Origin of the sequence: Salinivibrio kushneri, from assembly GCF_027286325.1 — a bacterium.
Lineage (GTDB): Bacteria > Pseudomonadota > Gammaproteobacteria > Enterobacterales > Vibrionaceae > Salinivibrio > Salinivibrio kushneri_A.
Map to the genome: position 1 here is coordinate 1,665,259 of NZ_CP114588.1, position 19,612 is coordinate 1,684,870.

19 protein-coding genes and 1 tRNA gene are annotated in these 19,612 nt (G+C 48.6%); 4 read left to right on the top strand and 16 right to left on the bottom strand.

Going from position 1 to position 19,612, the window contains the following annotated elements; all coding sequences use genetic code 11:
• Window positions 1-3: 3 nt before the first annotated feature.
• The 5 genes from N8M53_RS07815 to N8M53_RS07835 form a co-directional block, all read right to left on the bottom strand.
• A complete protein-coding gene (locus N8M53_RS07815; protein WP_269578370.1) occupies window positions 4-789 on the bottom strand; it encodes an HNH endonuclease in 786 nt (261 codons plus the stop codon).
• Between the two features lie 108 nt (window positions 790-897).
• Window positions 898-1,506, bottom strand: a complete 609-nt coding sequence (locus N8M53_RS07820; RefSeq protein WP_269578371.1) for a dual OB domain-containing protein — start codon at window positions 1,504-1,506, stop codon at window positions 898-900.
• On the bottom strand, window positions 1,503-1,979 hold the full coding sequence (locus N8M53_RS07825) for a DUF488 family protein (RefSeq protein ID WP_269578372.1): 477 nt from the start codon (window positions 1,977-1,979) through the stop codon (window positions 1,503-1,505). Before N8M53_RS07825 ends, N8M53_RS07820 begins: the two co-directional genes overlap by 4 nt.
• 3 nt (window positions 1,980-1,982) lie before the next feature.
• The gene (locus N8M53_RS07830) at window positions 1,983-2,513 is read right to left on the bottom strand and encodes a DUF488 family protein (RefSeq protein ID WP_269578373.1); all 531 of its coding nucleotides are present in this window, start codon (window positions 2,511-2,513) and stop codon (window positions 1,983-1,985) included.
• A gap of 175 nt (window positions 2,514-2,688) precedes the next feature.
• The gene (locus tag N8M53_RS07835) at window positions 2,689-3,462 is read right to left on the bottom strand and encodes a hypothetical protein (protein ID WP_269578374.1); all 774 of its coding nucleotides are present in this window, start codon (window positions 3,460-3,462) and stop codon (window positions 2,689-2,691) included.
• A gap of 330 nt (window positions 3,463-3,792) precedes the next feature.
• Here N8M53_RS07835 and N8M53_RS15770 point away from each other — a divergent pair, with 330 nt between their 5' ends.
• Window positions 3,793-4,071 carry a site-specific integrase gene (locus tag N8M53_RS15770; RefSeq protein WP_420066575.1) on the top strand — a complete coding sequence of 93 codons (279 nt, stop codon included), beginning with the start codon at window positions 3,793-3,795 and terminating at the stop codon, window positions 4,069-4,071.
• A complete protein-coding gene (locus N8M53_RS15775; protein WP_420066576.1) occupies window positions 4,064-4,291 on the top strand; it encodes a tyrosine-type recombinase/integrase in 228 nt (75 codons plus the stop codon). Before N8M53_RS15770 ends, N8M53_RS15775 begins: the two co-directional genes overlap by 8 nt.
• 194 nt (window positions 4,292-4,485) lie before the next feature.
• Here N8M53_RS15775 and N8M53_RS07845 read toward each other — a convergent pair.
• The 5 genes from N8M53_RS07845 to N8M53_RS07865 all read right to left on the bottom strand — a co-directional run bounded on the left by N8M53_RS07845 (window position 4,486) and on the right by N8M53_RS07865 (window position 9,382).
• A tRNA-Ser gene (locus N8M53_RS07845) sits at window positions 4,486-4,576 on the bottom strand.
• Window positions 4,577-4,709: 133 nt separating this feature from the next.
• Window positions 4,710-5,462, bottom strand: coding sequence for a phosphate ABC transporter ATP-binding protein PstB (gene pstB, locus N8M53_RS07850; protein WP_241828133.1), 753 nt, complete (start codon window positions 5,460-5,462; stop codon window positions 4,710-4,712).
• 133 nt (window positions 5,463-5,595) lie between these two features.
• The gene (pstA, locus tag N8M53_RS07855) at window positions 5,596-6,900 is read right to left on the bottom strand and encodes a phosphate ABC transporter permease PstA (RefSeq protein WP_077607412.1); all 1,305 of its coding nucleotides are present in this window, start codon (window positions 6,898-6,900) and stop codon (window positions 5,596-5,598) included.
• Window positions 6,893-8,275, bottom strand: coding sequence for a phosphate ABC transporter permease subunit PstC (pstC, locus tag N8M53_RS07860; protein ID WP_077607413.1), 1,383 nt, complete (start codon window positions 8,273-8,275; stop codon window positions 6,893-6,895). Before pstC ends, pstA begins: the two co-directional genes overlap by 8 nt.
• Before the next feature lie 66 nt (window positions 8,276-8,341).
• Entirely contained in the window at window positions 8,342-9,382 is a 1,041-nt protein-coding gene (locus N8M53_RS07865; RefSeq protein ID WP_077607414.1) for a substrate-binding domain-containing protein, read from the bottom strand.
• Between the two features lie 292 nt (window positions 9,383-9,674).
• On the opposite strand from N8M53_RS07865, the gene N8M53_RS07870 reads away from it, so the two are divergent.
• Window positions 9,675-10,145 carry a hypothetical protein gene (locus N8M53_RS07870; protein ID WP_269578375.1) on the top strand — a complete coding sequence of 157 codons (471 nt, stop codon included), beginning with the start codon at window positions 9,675-9,677 and terminating at the stop codon, window positions 10,143-10,145.
• 91 nt (window positions 10,146-10,236) lie between these two features.
• On the opposite strand, the gene N8M53_RS07875 is transcribed toward N8M53_RS07870, so the two are convergent.
• Window positions 10,237-11,853, bottom strand: coding sequence for a methyl-accepting chemotaxis protein (locus tag N8M53_RS07875; RefSeq protein ID WP_269578376.1), 1,617 nt, complete (start codon window positions 11,851-11,853; stop codon window positions 10,237-10,239).
• 127 nt (window positions 11,854-11,980) lie between these two features.
• A complete protein-coding gene (locus N8M53_RS07880; RefSeq protein WP_269578377.1) occupies window positions 11,981-12,439 on the bottom strand; it encodes a DUF3429 domain-containing protein in 459 nt (152 codons plus the stop codon).
• A 205-nt stretch (window positions 12,440-12,644) separates the two neighbouring features.
• Between N8M53_RS07880 and N8M53_RS07885 the strand changes: the two genes are divergently transcribed.
• Window positions 12,645-14,318, top strand: coding sequence for a BCCT family transporter (locus tag N8M53_RS07885; RefSeq protein ID WP_077607417.1), 1,674 nt, complete (start codon window positions 12,645-12,647; stop codon window positions 14,316-14,318).
• A 61-nt stretch (window positions 14,319-14,379) separates the two neighbouring features.
• Here N8M53_RS07885 and glpC read toward each other — a convergent pair whose 3' ends face one another.
• The 4 genes from glpC to N8M53_RS07905 all read right to left on the bottom strand — a co-directional run bounded on the left by glpC (window position 14,380) and on the right by N8M53_RS07905 (window position 19,604).
• Window positions 14,380-15,636, bottom strand: coding sequence for an anaerobic glycerol-3-phosphate dehydrogenase subunit GlpC (gene glpC / locus N8M53_RS07890; RefSeq protein WP_269578378.1), 1,257 nt, complete (start codon window positions 15,634-15,636; stop codon window positions 14,380-14,382).
• A complete protein-coding gene (gene glpB, locus N8M53_RS07895; RefSeq protein ID WP_269578379.1) occupies window positions 15,626-16,939 on the bottom strand; it encodes a glycerol-3-phosphate dehydrogenase subunit GlpB in 1,314 nt (437 codons plus the stop codon). Before glpB ends, glpC begins: the two co-directional genes overlap by 11 nt.
• On the bottom strand, window positions 16,936-18,630 hold the full coding sequence (glpA, locus tag N8M53_RS07900; RefSeq protein WP_269578380.1) for an anaerobic glycerol-3-phosphate dehydrogenase subunit A: 1,695 nt from the start codon (window positions 18,628-18,630) through the stop codon (window positions 16,936-16,938). The genes glpB and glpA overlap by 4 nt, the downstream gene beginning before the upstream one ends.
• A gap of 290 nt (window positions 18,631-18,920) precedes the next feature.
• Window positions 18,921-19,604, bottom strand: coding sequence for a YoaK family protein (locus tag N8M53_RS07905; protein WP_077607421.1), 684 nt, complete (start codon window positions 19,602-19,604; stop codon window positions 18,921-18,923).
• Between the last annotated feature and the right edge of the window lie 8 nt (window positions 19,605-19,612).

Sequence of the window (19,612 nt, forward strand, 5' to 3'; positions counted from 1 at the left end):
TGGCTACCAAAATACCGGCAACGCATTTGAAGTAACAACATCTTTACCGCTCTTCTTGCCATTACAAGCTTCGCAAAGTATTTGTAGATTGGTTGGGTCATTTACACCATTGAGGGCGATAGGGACTATATGATCAATCGCAAGCTTTCCATTCACATGATGTAGTGACGTCAGATCAGCCTTACATATTGCACACAAGCCTTTCTCTCTACAAAATAGCGCCCGCTCCAGCCATTTTGGCCAATAAGTGCACCTAGCCGTTCTAGATCCAAGCATATCGGCTACCTTTAGATTGAAAACCTTCATTGCTTCACGATCAGAAAATAGCAGTGTAAAAACCTCAGGGACAATCATAGAAGGTAGGCTATCTAATACAATGTCTTTTAGATAAAAAATAGCATATTCGTACTTATATTTTTCCACGTATTCTTCAGTGACTACTATTGTTTCACCTGTTTCATCATCACGAAAATGCTCTTCGATATATTGTTCTAGGGTTAGATATTTAACACTGTGAGCATCAAGCATAGAAAATACTGGATTAACATCTTCGTAATCCCATCCGCCACCGAGAAAGTAGAATTTCAAATCATCGCGAACCACATAGTCAATATAGTCATGTAACAACGACCATTTTCGAGGCTTTAATATTTGATGTTCAAGATCACTTGCTACTTCAATAGGATTAGCCAGAAAATCATCTTCAAAAATTTCCTTCCTAACTTTGTCAGCGTAGGAATATGACTCACTAAAATTAAAAACATGACATTTCTGAAGAGTTTGACTCATTCTCGATTCCGTTTAACGCGAAGTTCAGTTGCAAAATATTTGGCGGGGTATTTTAAAAACCAAAATTCGTGACAAATATTTTGTCAATTGGAACGCCTTGTTAGATTTTTAGTACCAACCAGACAACTGAACGTAACACCTTTCTTCGCAACTATCAGGGTCAGGTGTCCACCATCTTGCCAGAGATACTCGGACTAACGTCCCAGCTGGAATTGAGTTTAGTGCCGGCTGTAACCCAACGTAAGGCATTTCATATAATGCATTTCTAACTTTATATCGAATACGATCGCCAGCACCTTTGACCATTTGTAACTCTTCTGGAATTAGCCAAAAACCTACACTATTTGTAGGTAAGCCTTTAGAGCCATTTACATATAATCCACCGTTGTTCGTAAAACCTAATGTGTTATCAAAAAGTCCGGTAATATACCCATTATATGGCGTTATACGACGCTGAATATAGTCCGAAAGATCATCGATAGTTCTAATATATTGCTGTTTAGTTACCAATACATCTTCAACATGCGGTGGGATAACATCTTGACGTGGTGTATAACTCAGTCTCCAAAGTTCACCAATTTCAAACTGAGTATCATAACCTTGATTGCTGCCATTTATTTTTAACAATCGAATATATTTTCCATTTGACAAATCATACCCACCAACGCAGTAACCATGCGACATTCGAGTTTTTGATGTAACAACAACTTTATTCATAAATGGACAACCTCCAGTGAAGAGTTTAATTTGTTAAGTTTTTCTGTAACCAAGCTCCGGTGACATGCCAAGGGTTCTGCTTCAACACAGAAAAACACAACTGTCTCTCCGTTGTTAATTTCGGTAATTTCTTTTTTGAACTGATGGTTGTTTAAGATTAATTGGTTATATGTGGAACAAAACTCGTTGCTTAGTAACTGCCGTTCACGTTTTATTGTATTAGTTACGGAATCTTGTTTTTTTTGAATCTGTCTTATTTCTGTTGTTGGAGCTAGGTCTTTTATATGAAAATACTGTACACCAAGTTCAGACAGCTTGCTTTGTAAGTACTTGCTATTTACGAACTTATATTTTGATCCTCTGACGCCTCTACGTTGCCTAATATCAAAAAAATAAGTGATTCCGTTTTCTATTATCGAGTTAAAAAACTCATCTTCACTTTTTCCATAAGCACCGATCGTGAATATTTTCATTGGTCACCTATACTTTTTAACTGATGTAAATTCATCGTCAAACATGGAATATTGACCTTTTGTGATTCTCTCTATTATTTCTTTTTGCGTTCGAATAACATTTCCTTCATCTAAATGATTTATATTTATGCCTTTTTTTGTGAGTTCCTCTCCAATTAACTTTGAACGATGACACTGTTCAGGTTTCATTTCCGCACACATAATCGAAACATTAACATCTAAATCATTGGCTTTAATTAACCGCTCTAATCCGTGTTTAAAAACATTACTATCTGCTGTTTTTCGATAGTCAACTTTTCCTTCAGTGTAACACTGTGAGTCACTTGGAAGACCACCAACACTATCACCCATAAAAACATATTTTATTCCGGCATTTTTCAAGGTTGCTTCTAGGAGGTCTTTGTTAAACTCAGGGTGATATTTAGAAAATGGTTTAGTTCTAACATCTATCAAGTACTTAACATCGTACTCGACTAATGCCTCTATAAACTCCCGAATACTTCTGCGACTGTAACCAATAGAAATAATTGACATAAGCACTCCTAGGTATCACATGCTCACAGTATCACTCTGTTGTTCTTTAGTAAATCTAACGCCCAATTAAGGGGTGAACAACGCCACCACCCAACTTAAAGCATTGTACCGTAAACACAAAATTAGAAGTAGAAGCAAAAATGCCAAGCGTTGTGAATCCCTCTTAAATTGCTTGTTAGCAGTATATTAGTCGAGAGATATCTTTCGCATAGTAGTACTCTTCACTACCATCTATAAGTTGTAGATTAAGCGATGATATGGATTCTTTAGACATGACATCAAGACTAGAACCAACAGGCAAAGCTACAATATTTGGTGCTATTGGCAGTGCGAGTGTGTTACTAACTGTATCTGGAAGTATGCAATCAAGCGCAACCAAACGATAGATCCGCCACTTCACATTTCCGAGCTTAAGTCTATTCGCATCATACTCTGTTTGAGCTAGAGAACTATTCAATTCATAAGATTGAATAACACCACTAACTGTCTGGCCTCTTTGCTCAAGGTTTTGTACCTGATGCTGCGTAAGCTGTGGTTCAGAGATACCATTTAAGAGGTGTTTTTTCTGATCATTTACTCTGTAATTGAACCTTGCCGCCCAAAGACTAATATAATTTGTCAGTGTTTGATGGTCTTTTTTTGTCAGACAGTCCTGACCGCTGCATATACTCTTTGAAAGTTCAAAATATGAAGTTTCGATACTATTAAAAATTTGCTTCTCCGTTTTTTGAGTCCATGCTCTAGCTGCAACGGCGCCAGACTCATAACGGTCTAACTTTCTGAAATTAACCTGCACTTTCAACTTATTTATTACATTAAGCTTTCCGTTCTCGTCGCAAAAGCGTTTCATGGATGAGTATGGTAGAAAATGTTGACGCCAAGTGAACTTATATTCTTGATTATCAACAATACCAACATCGACAGCTTTCATATTTTTTTTGTACTTCATATGCCCCCTGTACTGCTAACATTGTATTAGTGCGCGCGCTCGATTTTCCCAAACCGTTATACGCGCCTTTTTTCATCTAACTACTTATGATTAAACACATTTTTAACGCTTGAAGCAATCACCTTGACTGCGAAAGTGTGCATGCCGCCTATCCCGGACAAGGCGTTCACACTATCCTCAAAGGATAATTTGTAACCCTCTGATTATATTGCACTAATAATTTCTCTTTCAGCGATAATGTGAATGTGTCTCGAAAAAGTGTGCACACTATTTGGCTTTCCTTACCGATAGACTGTATGAATATACAGTCTTGGGTGGAGGGAAAAGATCATGACCAAAAGTCCTTTTATGGCAAGCCTTCAGCATGAGATTAGGCGACGAGGCTATGCGATCAAAACCGAGAAAAATTACTTGTACTGGGTTCGTCGATTTATCTTTTTCCATCATAAGCAACACCCTACAGAGCTCAGTGACGAGGATGTAAAAACGTTTCTGTCTTATTTGGCAAATGCGCAGCAAGTTTCACCGAACACACAAAAGGTAGCTCTCAATGCACTAGCCTTTCTTTACAACCAGTTTTTAAACCAACCGCTAGGTAAGATTGCGTAAAGCCTTAAATCGTGCGGTGCAAAAGGTCGACATCACCCATAAGCACGTTACCTGTCATACGTTTCGCCATAGCTTTGCCACACAGATGCTTTTGGCTGGTTACGATATTCGCACCATTCAAACCTTATTGGGCCATACCGACCTCTCTACCACGCAGATCTATACCCATGTGATCGGGCAACAATTTGCGGGCACAACAAGCCCAATGGATTTGCTTTAACGCCCACGCTACCGCCCTTCGGTTAGCGGCATCCAAAAGACCATGTAAGAGGCAGAAATATAAGGGGTTAGAATACCAAAGTGCAGAATAGCTGTTTAGACAGAATCGCCTAAAATGTTGGTGAGGTCAGGGTTTGGATGTTTGTGGGGCATAAACGAAAAAAACCGCTGAATAATCAGCGGTTTTTTAGTATGTGGCGGAGAGATAGGGATTTGAACCCTAGAAGGGCTATTAACCCTTGCCGGTTTTCAAGACCGGTGCTTTCAACCACTCAGCCATCTCTCCGGAACGGGTCGTATAGTATGAGCAGAGGTGGCTGATGTAAAGTGACTTTTTGCACTTTTATCGCTAAACGCCGAAATAATCGGCAAACACCCCTGCTCTATAACCAATGGCGCTGGGTCAGCGCCATCTCGGCTTAACCAAAACGACCGTTAATGTAATCAGAGGTCAGTTTGTGCTCAGGGTCATTAAAGACTTTTTGTGTGCTGTTTACTTCAACCAAGTCGCCTAGGTGGAAGTAAGCGGTGCGATCAGACACACGTGCCGCTTGCTGCATCGAGTGCGTGACGATCACGATGCTGAAGTTTTTCTTCAGATCGGCAATCAGCTCTTCAATGATACCGGTGGCAATGGGGTCAAGCGCCGAACAAGGCTCATCCATCAAGATCACTTCCGGTGCGACCGCAATAGTACGTGCGATACATAGACGCTGCTGCTGGCCGCCTGATAGGCCTGTTGCTGGTTGATCCAGACGGTCTTTCACTTCGTTCCAAAGCCCTGCGCGCGTCAGTGATTGCTCGACCAGGCCATCTAACTCATCTTTGCCGTCAACCAGGCCGTGAATACGTGGGCCATATGCCACGTTATCGTAAACCGATTTCGGGAACGGGTTAGGACGCTGGAATACCATGCCCACTTGCGAGCGCAGCTCAACAATTTCGGTGTCACGATGATAGATATCTTCGCCATCCAAAATAATATCGCCCGACACTTGGCAGCCAGGAATGGTATCATTCATGCGGTTGAGGCAGCGCAAGAAGGTGGATTTACCACAGCCTGACGGGCCAATCATCGCCAAGACTTCTTTTTCACCAATATCCAGGCTGACATCGGTGATCGCTGATTTTGAGCCGTTCTCGTAATTCACAAAAACATTACGGGCCGTCATACGCGGGTTTTCTACAAAAGGCACACCACACGTCTCAGTCGGTGCCGCCGTGTTTTGCGGCGTGGTTTCTACTACTTCTTCGGTCATGGCTAGGTTGTTCATTGTTGTCGTCGTCATGGTTGTTTCTCCCGACTTACCAGCGTCGCTCAAGACGCTTACGCAGAATCACGGCACAGGCATTCATCAGAGCAAGGAATGCCAGCAATACCATGATTGCGCCAGAGGTGTTTTCGACAAAGCCCTTTTCAGGATTCTCTGCCCATAAATAGATTTGAACGGGTAACGCAGTGGCAGCATCAAGGGGCCCTGAGGGGATATCCACGATAAAGGCCACCATACCAATCATCAGTAGCGGCGCGGTTTCACCCAGCGCTTGTGCCATGCCGATAATGGTGCCGGTCAGCATGCCAGGCATGGCTAATGGCAACACATGATGAATCACCATTTGCATTTTCGATGCACCCACACCCAAGGCAGCATCACGTACCGATGGCGGTACCGCTTTGATAGAGGCACGGCTCGAGATAATGATGGTTGGCAATGTCATCAGTGTCAGTACCAAGCCGCCAACAACCGGCGCAGAACGCGGCAGATCGGCAAAGTTGAGGAACACGGCTAAGCCCAGCAAACCAAACACGATCGACGGTACCGCAGCCAGATTATTGATGTTGATTTCAATAATCTCAGTGATGCGATTACGTGGTGCGAACTCTTCCAGGTAAATCGCGGCCGCTACCCCAATGGGGAAGCTTAATGCCAGTGTCACCAGCAGCGTGTAGAAAGAGCCTACGGTCGCGCCCCAGATCCCCGCAAGTTCAGCATCACGGCTGTCACCATTGGTGAAAAAGCGCGAGTTAAACACGGTGCGAACACGATCGTCTTCTTTAAGCTGGTTGAACCAACCAATGTGTTTGTCTTTAAACTGGCGATAAGACTCCGGCAAGCTGCCATCAATATTGCCTTTATTAAACTGGTTGACGTTGTCGCCCGCGAGTGCCCAAATTTCGATCTCTTGGCCCACCAGGTCAGGATTGGCCGCCACACGGTCGCGCAAGTCGTACTCGGCGCCGTTAGACAGGAAACGGAACAGCTCACGTTTGTCACCGCGCGACGTCACCTCCGGCATGGCATCAAAAATGGCATCTGCCAGCACTGAGCGATAACCCAGGTATTTAAGGGTTTCGTCGTTTAATGGCTTGCCTTCAATCCCTAGATTTTCTTCACTTAAATCAACGGTCAAGCGAATTTCCGTGGTGTAGAAAGCCGTGTAGCCTTGCGAGACGATCGAGCCGAGCAATAAAACCAAGAAGGTAAACGCAAGGAAAATAGAGCCGATACCGTAAAAACGGAAACGTCCTTCTTTCCCGCGGCGCTTTGCTAAGCTGGCCTTTACCCTTGCGCGCTTTTCTTGCGCCAGTTTTTCGATTCTATCAGTCATATTGTTCCCGGTATTTCTTCACGATGTTCAGCGCAATAACGTTAAGTGCGAGCGTCACAACAAATAACGTCAGACCCAAAGCAAACGCTGCCAAGGTTTTTGGACTATCAAATTCTTGGTCACCCACGAGTAGCGTGACAATTTGCACCGTTACTGTGGTCACTGAGTCAAGTGGATTAGCCGTTAGATTCGCAGACAGACCCGCCGCCATCACCACAATCATGGTTTCGCCGATTGCACGTGAGACAGCCAGCAATAAGCCGCCCACAATGCCGGGTAACGCAGCCGGTAAAACAACCTTGCGAACCGTTTCTGACGGCGTGGCACCCAGCCCGAACGAGCCATCACGCAAAGATTGCGGTACGGCGGTGATCACATCGTCTGACAATGACGAAACGAAAGGAATAATCATGATCCCCATCACCGCACCGGCAGCCAATGCACTCTCTGACGACGCACTGCTAAAGCCGATCGCCTGTGCCACATCACGGATAAACGGTGCGGCGACCAATGCTGCGAAGAAGCCATAAACCACGGTTGGAATTCCCGCGAGGATTTCCAAAATCGGTTTGACGATACCCCGCACACGCGGCGATGCATATTCGGCCAAATAGATCGCACTCATCAACCCGACTGGCGCCGCGATACACATGGCGATAAACGAGATCATCAAAGTGCCGGTAAACAGCGGAATCGCACCAAACGAGCCGCTGGCCGCTTGTTGATCGGCGCGCAAGGCAATTTGCGGTGACCACTCAGTACCAAAGATAAACTCAGTGACCGGGATCATTTGGAAAAAGCGTAGCGCCTCAAACAGCACCGAGAGCACAATGCCCAGTGTGGTTAAAATGGCGAGTGTTGAACAAAGCAGCAGAAAAGCCTGCATCACATTTTCTACTCGATTTCGAGCACGAAGACGTAATCGCAGAGAGCGCCAGCCAAAAGCTAACCCCGCTAACGCGAGCGATGTCATTGCGGTGAAGCGCAATGTCGTTCCCAGTTGGTTCAGCATTTGATAATGGTCAGCCGCTGCCAACAAGACAGCATCGTCAGTTTGGGTGATGCCACGAGCAACGTTTCCAATCTGACTGTATAGCAAGTCGACATTGCCGAACTGCGTCACATACGAATCAGATATCTGTGCCATCACCAAACTGTGGATCAAGTTGGGTTCTACCGCTTGCCACAACAATAAGAGAACCAGTGCCGGAATAGCCGCGAGAATCGCAACATAAGAGCCGTAATAATTAGGACGAGAATGAAGCTTACTCAATCCGCCTGCCGTATCGGCGAGCTTGATTGAGCGTGATCGAGCAATAAAAAAGCCTGAAATTGCAATGACAGCAATTACGGTCATCAGCATGGGTGTTGTCATTGTTCCTCCTGAACACGCACAAAGGTGGCACCTCATGTGTGCCACCCTTTCGTGTTCACACTGCGCTTACAGGTTTGGTTTTAGGTCAACTGCGGCGCTGCGTACTTGTTTCCATTCACTGTTGTCGAGTGGGATAAGGCCACGGTCAGCCAAGTAACCCATGTTGCCGATGGCATCTTCAGCAGTGAATGCGCTCACGTAGTCTTTAAGACCTGGAATCACGTCTTCGTGTGCTTTTTTCACGTAGAAGTACAGTGAACGTGATACGGGATACTCGCCACTACCAATCGCGTCAAACGTCGGTTCAACACCCGCGATTTTTGAGCCTTGTACCTTGTCGGCGTTTTGCTCTAGGAAGCTGTAACCGAAGATGCCAAGTGCATCTGGGTTTGCTTCAAGCTTTTGCACGATAAGGTTATCGTTCTCGCCCGCTTCGATGAACGCACCATCTTCACGCATGCCGTGACAAATCGCTTTGAACTTGTCTTCGTTGCTGTCTTCAAGCGCTGCCACTTCTGGGTATTCGGCACAGCCCGCTTCCATTGCTAGCTCAACAAAGGCGTCACGCGTACCTGATGTTGGTGGTGGACCTAGCACTTCAATTTTGGTGTTAGGCAGTGATGGGTTCACGTCTTTCCACGTGTCATTTGGGTTATCGATGAAGTTGCCGTTACCGTCTGGCACAGTTTTGGCAAGCGCGGTGTAGATCTCTTTCAAGCTCAAGTCATATTGTGGAGACATTTTCGAGTTCGCCAGCGCGATGCCGTCATAACCGATTTTGATTTCAACGATGTCGTCCACGCCGTTTGATTTACAACGGTCAATTTCCGAGCTTTTGATTTTACGTGATGCGTTAGTGATATCTGGGGTGTTTTCACCGACGCCTGCACAGAACAGCTTAAGACCGCCGCCTGAACCGGTTGATTCGATTTTAGGTACTGAGTATTGCGACGTGCGACCGAAGCGCTCAGCAACTACAGTAGCAAAAGGGTAAACGGTAGAAGAGCCAACGATGCTAATGTAATCACGGTTTGCGGCCGTTGCGCTACCTGAGGCCAGCACGGCCATTGATACTGTAGTAGCTGCAAAGAGAGCTTTAAGTTTCACATCAACCTCCAAGTCGATTATTTAAGTTAGTGCTGTGCAAATCAGTTTATCTACACATAACGAAGAACTCGGTTAACGGGGAGACACATTAAGAGCACAAAGTGACAGTTCCTTTATGCAATCATGAAGGTTTGATGACAGCGCCACGCATTGGTAACAGATTCAAAAGTTGTTTTTACCACGCTGGCGCTGTGTGTATGGCGGGCTAGGATAAACTCATCCAGGGCTGATGCGCGTTGGCTAGATGCGCCATTGCACGTCCTGTCTTCCACTTTTTAGATGAGTAAAGGCAATGATAGATGCCAAAGACAAAGTCTCGTTAGGCGCGCGTGCCGACGAGACACCCGTACATGGTGATACCGCGCTGGGTAAGCCAGTGGTTTTATTTTTATGCGATGGTAAGCTCGGGGCCTCTTTGATGGCCGCCGCGGTAATGAAAAACAAAGCAGACAGTTTTTTTGATATTCACTGCGCCTATACCACAGCCACCATGCCGACAGCACAAGCGTCGAAGGCACTTATCCAGTTTCAAATCTCTACCTCGGGGCTCGCCCCCGTTCCTCTATCTGGGTTGACATTAGAGTATGTTGACTACCTGGTCGCCGTTAACCCCGCCGCTGTGCAATCTGGATTACCGTTGCCCCGTTACGGAAAGTTTGTGCCTTGGGACGTGACCGAGAACAGTGATGCCGGCTTGGTTGCCGTGCTCCGAGCGGTCAATCAAAGCATCAATTATTTTTTATCTTTGTATTTGTTTCGTTGAGATATTTGTTTCGCTAATGCGTTTGCTGCGGGAATAAAAAAGTGCGCCATTTAGCGCACTTTCTGTTGGTGGATGATGTCGGTGAGTACTGCTATAGCCTAAAGGCTTCCGCTTGCTCTTTGATACTCGCGTTTTCTTTTTCCAAGCGCTCATAGGCTTGACGGGTTTGCTCTGCGGTCTCGGCAAGCGACTCCGCTGCACGGTGAATCACCGACACATTTTGGTTCAGGTCGGCCGCTGCTGTGGTTTGCTCTTCGGTTGCGGTAGCAATCGCACCGGTCATTTCTGATACCTGCTGCGTGGCATCATTAATGGTATCAATCGCTTCTGCCGCACGCTTAGCATCATCCAGCCCTTTTTGTGTCAGGGTTTGGCTATCGCTCATCACTTTGTAGGCTTGACGCGCTTTGGTTTGAAGCCCCTCGATAATTTGATTAATTTCATCGGTCGATGATTGGGTTTTGGTCGCCAACCCACGCACTTCGTCAGCCACGACTGCAAAGCCTCGACCCGCTTCGCCCGCGCGAGCTGCTTCAATGGCCGCGTTGAGTGCAAGCAAGTTAGTTTGCTCGGCGATGGTACTAATCACTTCCGAGACTTTGCCAATATTCTCACTGTCTTCAGTTAACGCTTCAATCACTTGTGATGCTTCGTTAACTTGATCTTTTGCCGCCACGCTTTGCTGATAAGATTGTTCAAAGGTCTGCCGGCCTTGCTCCGCGTATTCACGCGTCTTATCAGTGTGCTCCGCGGCATTCACCGTATTGCTCGCCACTTCTCCAAACGTAGACTCCATTTGTGTCATCGCACTGGCAAGCTGTGATAGTTCACCCCGCTGTTGTTCAACACTGTTCACGGTGTGACTCACCTGGGTCGACAATTCATCACTCACTGTTTGTAAACGCTGAGTGCCTTTCACTAAAGATCCAATCAACGCTGTAATGCTTTCTTGCATTTGCGCAAAGGTATGAGCTGCTTGCCCCAACTCGTCGCGGTTAAACGTGTCGAGATCCAAACGTTGGGTAAGATCACCGCTTTCCACCCGTTGCATCTGGGTAACCAGCTGCGCCAGTGGCCCACGTATGCGCTGTTGTAGCAATAACGCCACACCCGCCATCAACACAATCAGTGCGACAATCACGGCAATACCGATATAAATTAATCGCTCGATTTTTTCCGATTCTCGCGTCTTTATCGCATTGGCTTGGTCTTCCAACGTCTCTTGTAACGTCGCCAAGTTTGCGACTATCTGGTCAAACGGTGCCAACATGGGGCCCAACATTTTGCGGCGCGCATCGCCCAGTCGGCCATTATCGATAAGCGAAATGTAATCGTTTTGCATGTCACTGTAATTGTTAAGGCGCGTTTCTATAGTGGCTACGGCCTCTGTATTATTGTCCGTCACCGTGAGTGCTTTCATTCGGTCGAGCGCTTCGCCAACCTCTTGGTCGTTGCGCTCAATTTTCACCAGAATATCGCGATGTTCTTGTTTGTCATCGGTTAAACCGTAATCTAGTGCGAAGCGGCGATAAGTAACGGTGTAGTAACGCAAGTCAGACACAGTGCTCAGCAGTCGAACATTACGCTCTACCACATCATTAAACTGTGCCTTGACGGTGCTTATTTCGCTGAACAAGTACGCCCCACTCGCCGCTACTGCAATGCCTAGTGCAAGAAACACCACGCGTAAATACTGTATAATCGTCATTGGTTACCCCACTACCCTTAATCCCGTTATTAAGTTAATTGTTTTTTTACGCACGAAGTAACGGGTACGGCCTATTGCTGCAATAGGTTCATTCTCGGTAGGGTTTTTGTTTATGGCCTTTTTCTGTTCACACCACAAGAAGCAGCAATCCATGACAAGCTACAACCGCCACCGTCAAGCGGCTACGCATGGTTTGATAGGCGGAGGACGTGTCTCCACTCTCGCTGTTTCGGATCCATTTTTCCGCTAGCCATACCGCTAAATAACCGATGGCAAGCAACCCGGTAGCAATCAAGTATTGCGTCGCGCCTTGAATCAGCGCCCCCCAGGCCAGTAGTGCAAACAAGTTACTCAGCAGTAACGCATTTCGGCTCAGTTTATGAGAAAAATGATCGATACCATTCCCCCATAAAACGCCGGACAAAAAGCTTAAAATCACCGCGCTGTAACTTAAAAAAAGCTGCTCACCAGTGAGGTCAAATAAGGTCTGATCGGCCCAAGTGACGAGAACGCCGCCAATAAAAGGAAGCAAGCCAAGGTACCCAAGTTGCAGCATGGTATCGCGTGAAGCGGATTGTGGTTTCATCACCTGACTCCTAGACAATCTATTCCAATTCTTATCCGTTCTCAGTGTACGAAGACAATCCCCCACTGGCCGTCTTATCGACCCATTTCGCTGCTTTTCTCCGCACCTCCACTCCAAATAATGTGATTAATGACTCTTTTTTTTGCAAAGGTTGTTCGTGTTGCGTAAATTGTTGCGCGTTTTGTTGTTATAAGAGGAATGATTCATGTCAACACGAAGTACGTCGGATGCGAGCAATGCGAGTACATTGCAGCATCCGTTTGCCGATTGCGTCACACAGACTGGCCTGTTTAAAGGTGTTCATAAAAATATGATGATCGCCGCGACTCTCCTGGTTTGTGTCTTCGTGTTTTTTACCGGATTTAATACTGATTTAGCCGGTCGTGTATTTGCCGCTGCTCGTGGATGGGTGGAATCGACGTTTGGTTGGTATTACATGCTGGTACTGGTGCTATTGCTTGTCGCTAGCTTGACGATTGCCGTCACCCGTTTAGGAAACATTCGTTTAGGTGATGACGATGACCGGCCCGAGTTTAGCACCTTCTCGTGGTTATCCATGTTGTTTTCCGCCGGTGTCGGCGTTGGCATACTGTTTTTTGGGGTAGCCGAACCCACGCTCTACTTTGATACAAGTGGTGCGTTCGGCTACCCCAACAACCCGTATGCAGATATGGCCGGTGCCACCACCATGGGCTTTGATCGCGCCGCCGATGCATTGCGTGTCACCTACTTCCATTGGGGCTTTCATGGCTGGGCGGTGTATGTGATTGTGGGCCTTGCGCTCGCCTATTTCTCGTTTCGCAAAAAGCTGCCTCTCGCGCTACGTTCCACGGTGCACCCTCTGATTGGCGATCGTATTTACGGCCCTATCGGCCATATTATCGATATCTTGGGGGTGCTTGGCTGCGTGTTCGGTGTCGCCACCTCGCTGGGGCTCGGTGTCAGTCAGATTGCCGTGGGGCTGAATCGCCTATTCAGCATCGACCCGGGCGTGACGACGCAAGTTATTCTTATTGCATTGATTTCTGTGGCTTCCATCTTGTCGTCTCTCTCAGGCGTCGGCAAAGGGATCCGAATCATTTCTGAGTGGAACATCATCGTCTCCGCACTGGTGATTGCCTACTTTTTATTCGGCGGTCCCACGGCTTGGTTAGTGCAGATTTTTGGTGCCTCACTGAGCGACTATTTGGTCGAGTTTATCCCGATGGGGCTGTGGTTCCCAGAGGCGCAAGGCCCCTCTGCGTGGCAAAACGCGTGGACCATTTTCTATTGGGGTTGGTGGATTGGCTGGGCGCCTTTTATTGGCCTGTTTATCGCCCGTATTTCTCGCGGCCGCACCTTGCGCGAGTTTGTCGTGTGCGTGCTGTGTGCGCCAACCCTAATGATTTTTGCTTGGCTGGCGATTTTTGGCGGTAACGCGTTGCATCAAGAGCTTGTTGCCGATGCCGGGATTGGCACCGCTGGGATTATTGATTTGGTCAATGGTTGGGACTTACCTGCGGCGCTGTTTGCTACCGCTGACGGGATTACTGGTGGCGGGATCTGGGGTTGGATTCTCAACGCCATGATGATCTTCTTGCTATTTAGCTGGTTTATTACCTCGTCAGACTCAAGCACCCTCGTGCTGACCACGATTTTGTCGATGGGCAATGACAACCCGCCCAAGCGCTTTCGGGTATTCTGGGGCACCATGATCGGTGCCGTCGCCGCGGTATTGTTGGTTGCCGGTGGGTTACGAGCCCTGCAAACCGCAAACATGGTCACTGCCCTGCCCATCAGCGTGTTAGTGATCTTGATGACCATCAGCGTGATGAAGTCTTTACTGGCAGAGTCGGTGGGCAAATCCACCGCCTCGACACCATCCAAAGCGAGTAGCTAGAGCACACTCTCAGACTAAAAGCGCCACCGCATCGGGTGGCGCTTTTTCTTTGCAGCGACGTTCAAGACGCTGCTGGCTCTCCAACCGCCATCGCCAGCACACTCACCGGATGCAACGCTTCCAGCGACGTGTTTTCTTCAATTTGCCATTTACAGGTTTCACAATCGGTGATCGCAAAGTCCGCCTGCGCGGCTTCAATCTGAGCAAATAAGCCACTGCCAATGGCAATCGAGGTTTGATAGTTCTCGGTTTTAAACCCATAGGTGCCGGCCAAGCCACAACACTCGCTATCGAGCACAATCACCTCTAACCCTGGGATCATACGCAACAGCTCAATGGTAAACATCGCATTACCACTGCGCTCCAAGTGACAAGGGGTATGGTAAACCACCCGCTTATTAATTGGGTTGAGCTTGGGCATCTCGCCATTCATGGCCGCTTTGAGTAAAAAGCGGGTCACAAAGCTGATTTGCCCTGCCACATGAGCGTTATCCACTCCCAGTACATGGGGATACTCTTCTTTTAACGTCAGCGCACACGATGATGAAGTGGCGATCACTGGGCGTTGCTCGGCAACCGCATCGGCAATCATCGCGGTATTGGCGGTCGCGTTGCGGCGCGCTTTATCGTAAAAGCCATTGGCAATTAGAGGCACGCCACAGCACTTATGTTTCTCGAGCAATTGCACGCCATACCCCATCGCATTCATCACTTTCACTAAGTCTTTACCAAGCTGCGGGTTGTTAAAATTCACATAGCAACCGTGGAAGTAACTGACTTGTTTGGGATAATCCGCTTGTGCCGCCGCTTGGCTTTTCATCCAGCGCCGAAAGGTGCCAAAAGAATACTTGGGTAGAGATTTATGTTTATCCACCCCAATCGTGGCATGCATCACCGCTTTCACCGGTTTCAGATCGGTCATCACATTTACCAGTGGCGCGACTGGATTAGCAAGCGTGCCAAACAAGTCGGTATGGCTCAGCACGTAATCACGCATCAGCTTAGGATTGATGTTTTTCTTGCCGTGTTTGCCACGCGCCACCGCGATAATATCGCCAATCTTCACCCCGGAAGGACAGGCGGTTTCACAGCGTTTGCAGTTGGTGCATAACTTGAGCAGATCATCGTAATACTCAGGGTTTTTGATCCGCAGGCGCTCACCATCTGGGCCGCACTCTTTGGGACCAGGATACGCAGGATTCGCTTTTGATACCGGACAATACACAGTACAGACCGTGCATTTAATGCATTGGTCAAAACTGGTGGGTTGCGGCGCATGGTCGCTATAGTCACGCTGTTTCAGCCATTCAGTTAGCATGGGACGCCTCCTTAGCATTCGCCATCACAGCGAGCGCACGTTGCGCGGCGGCGTAGCCGGTTGCGATCGCAACGCCACCGCCACAGCCCTCATAGACGGGATCGTAACCACTGAGTACCGCACCACACACAAACAGGTTTTGGCAGCGCTTGCCGCGTGCGGTGGGACGTAGTTGGTTGTCGGTGTTGATGCCAAAGGCCATAAAGGGGTGGCTTTGCTGACTGAAAAAGTCGTCGTTGCGCCACTCGCTCCGATCAGGGCTTTGCACCATATCTAACCCCAACGTCGGTTCGCTCACCTGGGTGCGGTCAGCATTGAGACCGCGGCTAAAGTAGCTGCCCGTGGCCAGGATCACCGCCTCTGCGGTTAACGGAATATCTTCGAGCTGACGCGTATGCAGGGCGGTAAGGCGACCGTTGTCGTCAAACTCACCGCCGGTCACTTGATCGCCACGCAGCAATATCCCACCCGCGCTAGCAAAGGCCCGCTGTAACGCACGCTCAATACGGATCCCCAGCAGCGAGGGCGGCATGGTCGGCACTTCGTGAAAACAGCGATCGGTGCGCTGTTTCAGCGCATCCATACCTCGCTCACCTGCCACATCGGCAATGATGGCGGGTAAAATCACCAGCTCATCTGGGCCGGATTGCGCAATTAACTGCTCGCACAGGCTGTCAAAGGCCTCAGGTTCAGCCAATAAACGGGAAAGATCCACCGAGCGTAGCTCGTTGCGGTTACGGCGTAATCGCTCAGCACCCGGAATCGACAAAGTAATGGTGCGACTTGGGCAGGATGCAAAATCACGCTGGGCGGTAATGGTATCTTTCGCTAAGGTCGGCTGTGCATCGCGATAGCCTTCAATGGCGACAAAACACAAACCCGAGAAACGACGGGGGCCGCGATGCTGATAAACATGCCCTTGCGATAGCCACGTAGGTCGCACAGTGCCCAGAGGCGTAATACGGCCGTGGTTGGCATTATCTTCTTGGTGATACAGACACACCTTTTGCGCGCTCAATTGATGTTGGAACCAAGCGAGTGACTGGGTAATCTCATCTACACTGACTTTGGCATACGGATGCTCAGGATGTTGGCGCACCAGTTTCGGAATCGCTTCAAAAGGCTGACTGACCGGCTCGCCATTGGGGAAATGGCCCAATACATCAATCGAGCCTGACGAAAAATGCAGCGCGCTTTGTCCGGCGCTAATCATCACGGTTTTCTTGCCCGCTTCCAGTGACCGCAATGCGGCAGTAAACCCGGCAATGCCGCCACCAATCACTGCGATATCGTAGTGGATCATTGTGATACCTCCTGATCAGCCGCTGACGTCGATGTAGCACGCTTTATCTCAGCGCTACTGTGTGGTGTCTTCGGCGGCGTTGGCACCTCACCGGCGCCAAATAATCCTTGATAAATCCAATAGCTAAATTCGGCTTCGCGTAGCGCATCACCCCAAAAAATGGGTTTCACGCCTTTCCAGCGCTCTTCAAGAAAGCCCACCAGCAGCCCTGCGCTGGCTTGGCCATCTATCCCAGCCAGTTCACTGAATAAGCTAGCGGCACGATAGCTGCACAGCTCGCCCTGACAAGGCCCCATACCCAGACGGGTGCGCCGACGCAGATCGGTGAGATTTTTCACATCCAGCGATTGAATCGCATAGTTCACCTCACCCTTGGTCACCATTTCGCATTCGCAAATTACCGCTTGGCTATCGTCACTTTCATCTAAAAAATGGCTAACGCGCTCACCATGACGGTAATAGGCGGATTGATAGACAGGTTTCACCAAGCTGGCACTGGCTTTACGGATCCCTTTAGAAGGCTCAGAGCCCGGTAGCGGACGGGTCGCAGTTTGGCAATGGTTGCGGTTACCCAGCTTTTCAGCCACCAAGTCTGTGGCTTGCTCGGCCATCAAACGATAGGTCATGAGCTTACCACCAGTGATAGTGATCAAGCCTTCCAGCCCATCGCGTGCTTGGTGGTCGAGCAACACAATGCCACGACTGATATTACGGCCACTGCCATCATCATCTACCGAAACCAACGGCCGTACGCCCGCGTAGGCGCGCAACACGCGTGTATTGGCCATAATGGGAGCGAGTTTAGCCCCTTCACGCATCAGCACATCCACTTCTTGTGGCGTCACCGCGAGCTTATCAATCTGATCGTACTCGATGTGCTCAGAGGTGGTGCCGATTAAGGAAATGGTGTCACCGGGCACCAAGATGTCAGCGTCTGCTGGCTTACGACAGCGGTTGATCACTCGGTTGTTAATCCGATAGTCGAGGATCAGCAATGAGCCCTTGGCGGGGAACATTTTGATATTCAGATCGGCATACTCGCAGATTGTCTGCCCCCAAATTCCTGCGGCATTGATCACTTGCTTGGCCATAATGGCAAAACGCTCGCCGGTGAGGGTATGCAAACACTGGACGCCTTGCACCGTCGCTCCTTGACGAATTAGTCCCATCACTCGGGTATGGTTAAACACCTTGGCGCCATGCTCTTTGCCGTCCAACACATTCGCGGCACACAAGCGAAACGGATCGATAATGCCATCTGGCACCTGTACCGCGCCAATCATCGCTGGATTCGCGTTGGGTTCGAACGCTAATGCTTCACGTGGTGTCAGTTTTCGGGTCGGAATACCGGCTTTATCGCAACTGGCAATAAAGGTGTCTTGGTACGCTAAATCATCTTCCGGCAAGGTGATAAAGAGTCCGCTGGTATCTTCCACGCAGTGGCGAGCAACGGATTTAAGGATGGTGTTTTCTTGAATGCATTCACGGGCCGATTCGGTATCTGTGACTGCGTAACGAGCCCCGGAATGCAGCAAGCCATGGTTGCGCCCCGATGTCCCAGCCGCGATATCGTCACGTTCGAGCAAAATGCATGAGATGCCACGCAGTGCGCAATCTCGCATGATGCCGGTGCCGGTTGCACCCCCACCGATGATGACCACATCCGTTTCAATATACTGGCTATTTGGCATGGGGCCTCCTTGTTACTGTATCGTAACGGGAGTGTGGCATTTTCCGTGTCACAAAGACGGCGAGATCATCACATAATGCGCGAATTCGAAACGCAAACTCACACTTGTTTGATTTAAGACAAACTTTTAGCCGCCAAAAGGCGCGCGAATGGTGACACGGGAAACCACCGCCACAAGGAGCTGGCTCGACAATCACCGTGAAGAGTGAGTGAAACGATCAGAATGGATGCGATGCACAACAAACACATAAAAAAATGCGCGAAAACGCGCATTGTTAATGGGTTGTATAATTACTTGCTGCTGGTGCCGGTCACTAAACGCTGGCGTGTCATATACCCGCGATAACACAGAGCCACCACAAAACATAACCCTGCGGGAAACAGCAGGGCAGCAAAATGGAAGTGCGCAAAGAGCGCTGCGCCCACTACCCCGCCGACGATAAAGCCAGACGTGATCAGTAAAAAGAGCATCAGTTTGCGCTTATCCACTGGATTGCCGCGCAGCTTCCCCCCTAGCATCAATCCTAAATCGGTAAAGATGCCGGTTAAGTGGGTTGAGCGCACAATCGCGCCGCTGTAAGTGGTCGCCATCGCATTCTGCAAGCCGCACGCTGCCGAGGCTGCCAATTGACCAATGGCAAACCCGCGAGACAGAAAATAAAACGCCACCATAATCAGCCCAGCTTCAACAAACAGTGCCGAGTCATAATGGCGGCCCAATTTAAGCGTGCTGCCATGCAATAAGCATCCGGAAATCGCGGCACCGAGGAAAAAAGCCAACAATAAGCCACCCAATTGGATAACTTGTGTCCATTGGCCTGCAAACAACCCCGAGCCAAACTGCGTCGCGGTGCCTGACACGTGGGAGACGGCTTGATGTTCAAAGCCCAACAAACCGATCGCATTGATGGTACCGGCGATCAGCGCTAACACAAACGCCCCGGCTTCAACCCACCGAGGCAAACGGGTAATCATTGGCTTTC

Coding starts and splice junctions, on each gene's coding strand:
- N8M53_RS07880 (WP_269578377.1), bottom strand. CDS start 12,439: ATGAAACCACAATCCGCTTCACGCGATACCATGCTGCAACTTGGGTAC.
- N8M53_RS07870 (WP_269578375.1), top strand. CDS start 9,675: ATGATAGATGCCAAAGACAAAGTCTCGTTAGGCGCGCGTGCCGACGAG.
- N8M53_RS07835 (WP_269578374.1), bottom strand. CDS start 3,462: ATGAAGTACAAAAAAAATATGAAAGCTGTCGATGTTGGTATTGTTGAT.
- N8M53_RS15770 (WP_420066575.1), top strand. CDS start 3,793: ATGACCAAAAGTCCTTTTATGGCAAGCCTTCAGCATGAGATTAGGCGA.
- N8M53_RS07815 (WP_269578370.1), bottom strand. CDS start 789: ATGAGTCAAACTCTTCAGAAATGTCATGTTTTTAATTTTAGTGAGTCA.
- pstA (WP_077607412.1), bottom strand. CDS start 6,900: ATGACTGATAGAATCGAAAAACTGGCGCAAGAAAAGCGCGCAAGGGTA.
- N8M53_RS07885 (WP_077607417.1), top strand. CDS start 12,645: ATGTCAACACGAAGTACGTCGGATGCGAGCAATGCGAGTACATTGCAG.
- glpC (WP_269578378.1), bottom strand. CDS start 15,636: ATGCTAACTGAATGGCTGAAACAGCGTGACTATAGCGACCATGCGCCG.
- glpB (WP_269578379.1), bottom strand. CDS start 16,939: ATGATCCACTACGATATCGCAGTGATTGGTGGCGGCATTGCCGGGTTT.
- N8M53_RS07875 (WP_269578376.1), bottom strand. CDS start 11,853: ATGACGATTATACAGTATTTACGCGTGGTGTTTCTTGCACTAGGCATT.
- glpA (WP_269578380.1), bottom strand. CDS start 18,630: ATGCCAAATAGCCAGTATATTGAAACGGATGTGGTCATCATCGGTGGG.
- N8M53_RS07825 (WP_269578372.1), bottom strand. CDS start 1,979: ATGAAAATATTCACGATCGGTGCTTATGGAAAAAGTGAAGATGAGTTT.
- N8M53_RS07820 (WP_269578371.1), bottom strand. CDS start 1,506: ATGAATAAAGTTGTTGTTACATCAAAAACTCGAATGTCGCATGGTTAC.
- N8M53_RS07830 (WP_269578373.1), bottom strand. CDS start 2,513: ATGTCAATTATTTCTATTGGTTACAGTCGCAGAAGTATTCGGGAGTTT.
- N8M53_RS07905 (WP_077607421.1), bottom strand. CDS start 19,604: ATGATTACCCGTTTGCCTCGGTGGGTTGAAGCCGGGGCGTTTGTGTTA.
- pstC (WP_077607413.1), bottom strand. CDS start 8,275: ATGACAACACCCATGCTGATGACCGTAATTGCTGTCATTGCAATTTCA.
- pstB (WP_241828133.1), bottom strand. CDS start 5,462: ATGACGGCCCGTAATGTTTTTGTGAATTACGAGAACGGCTCAAAATCA.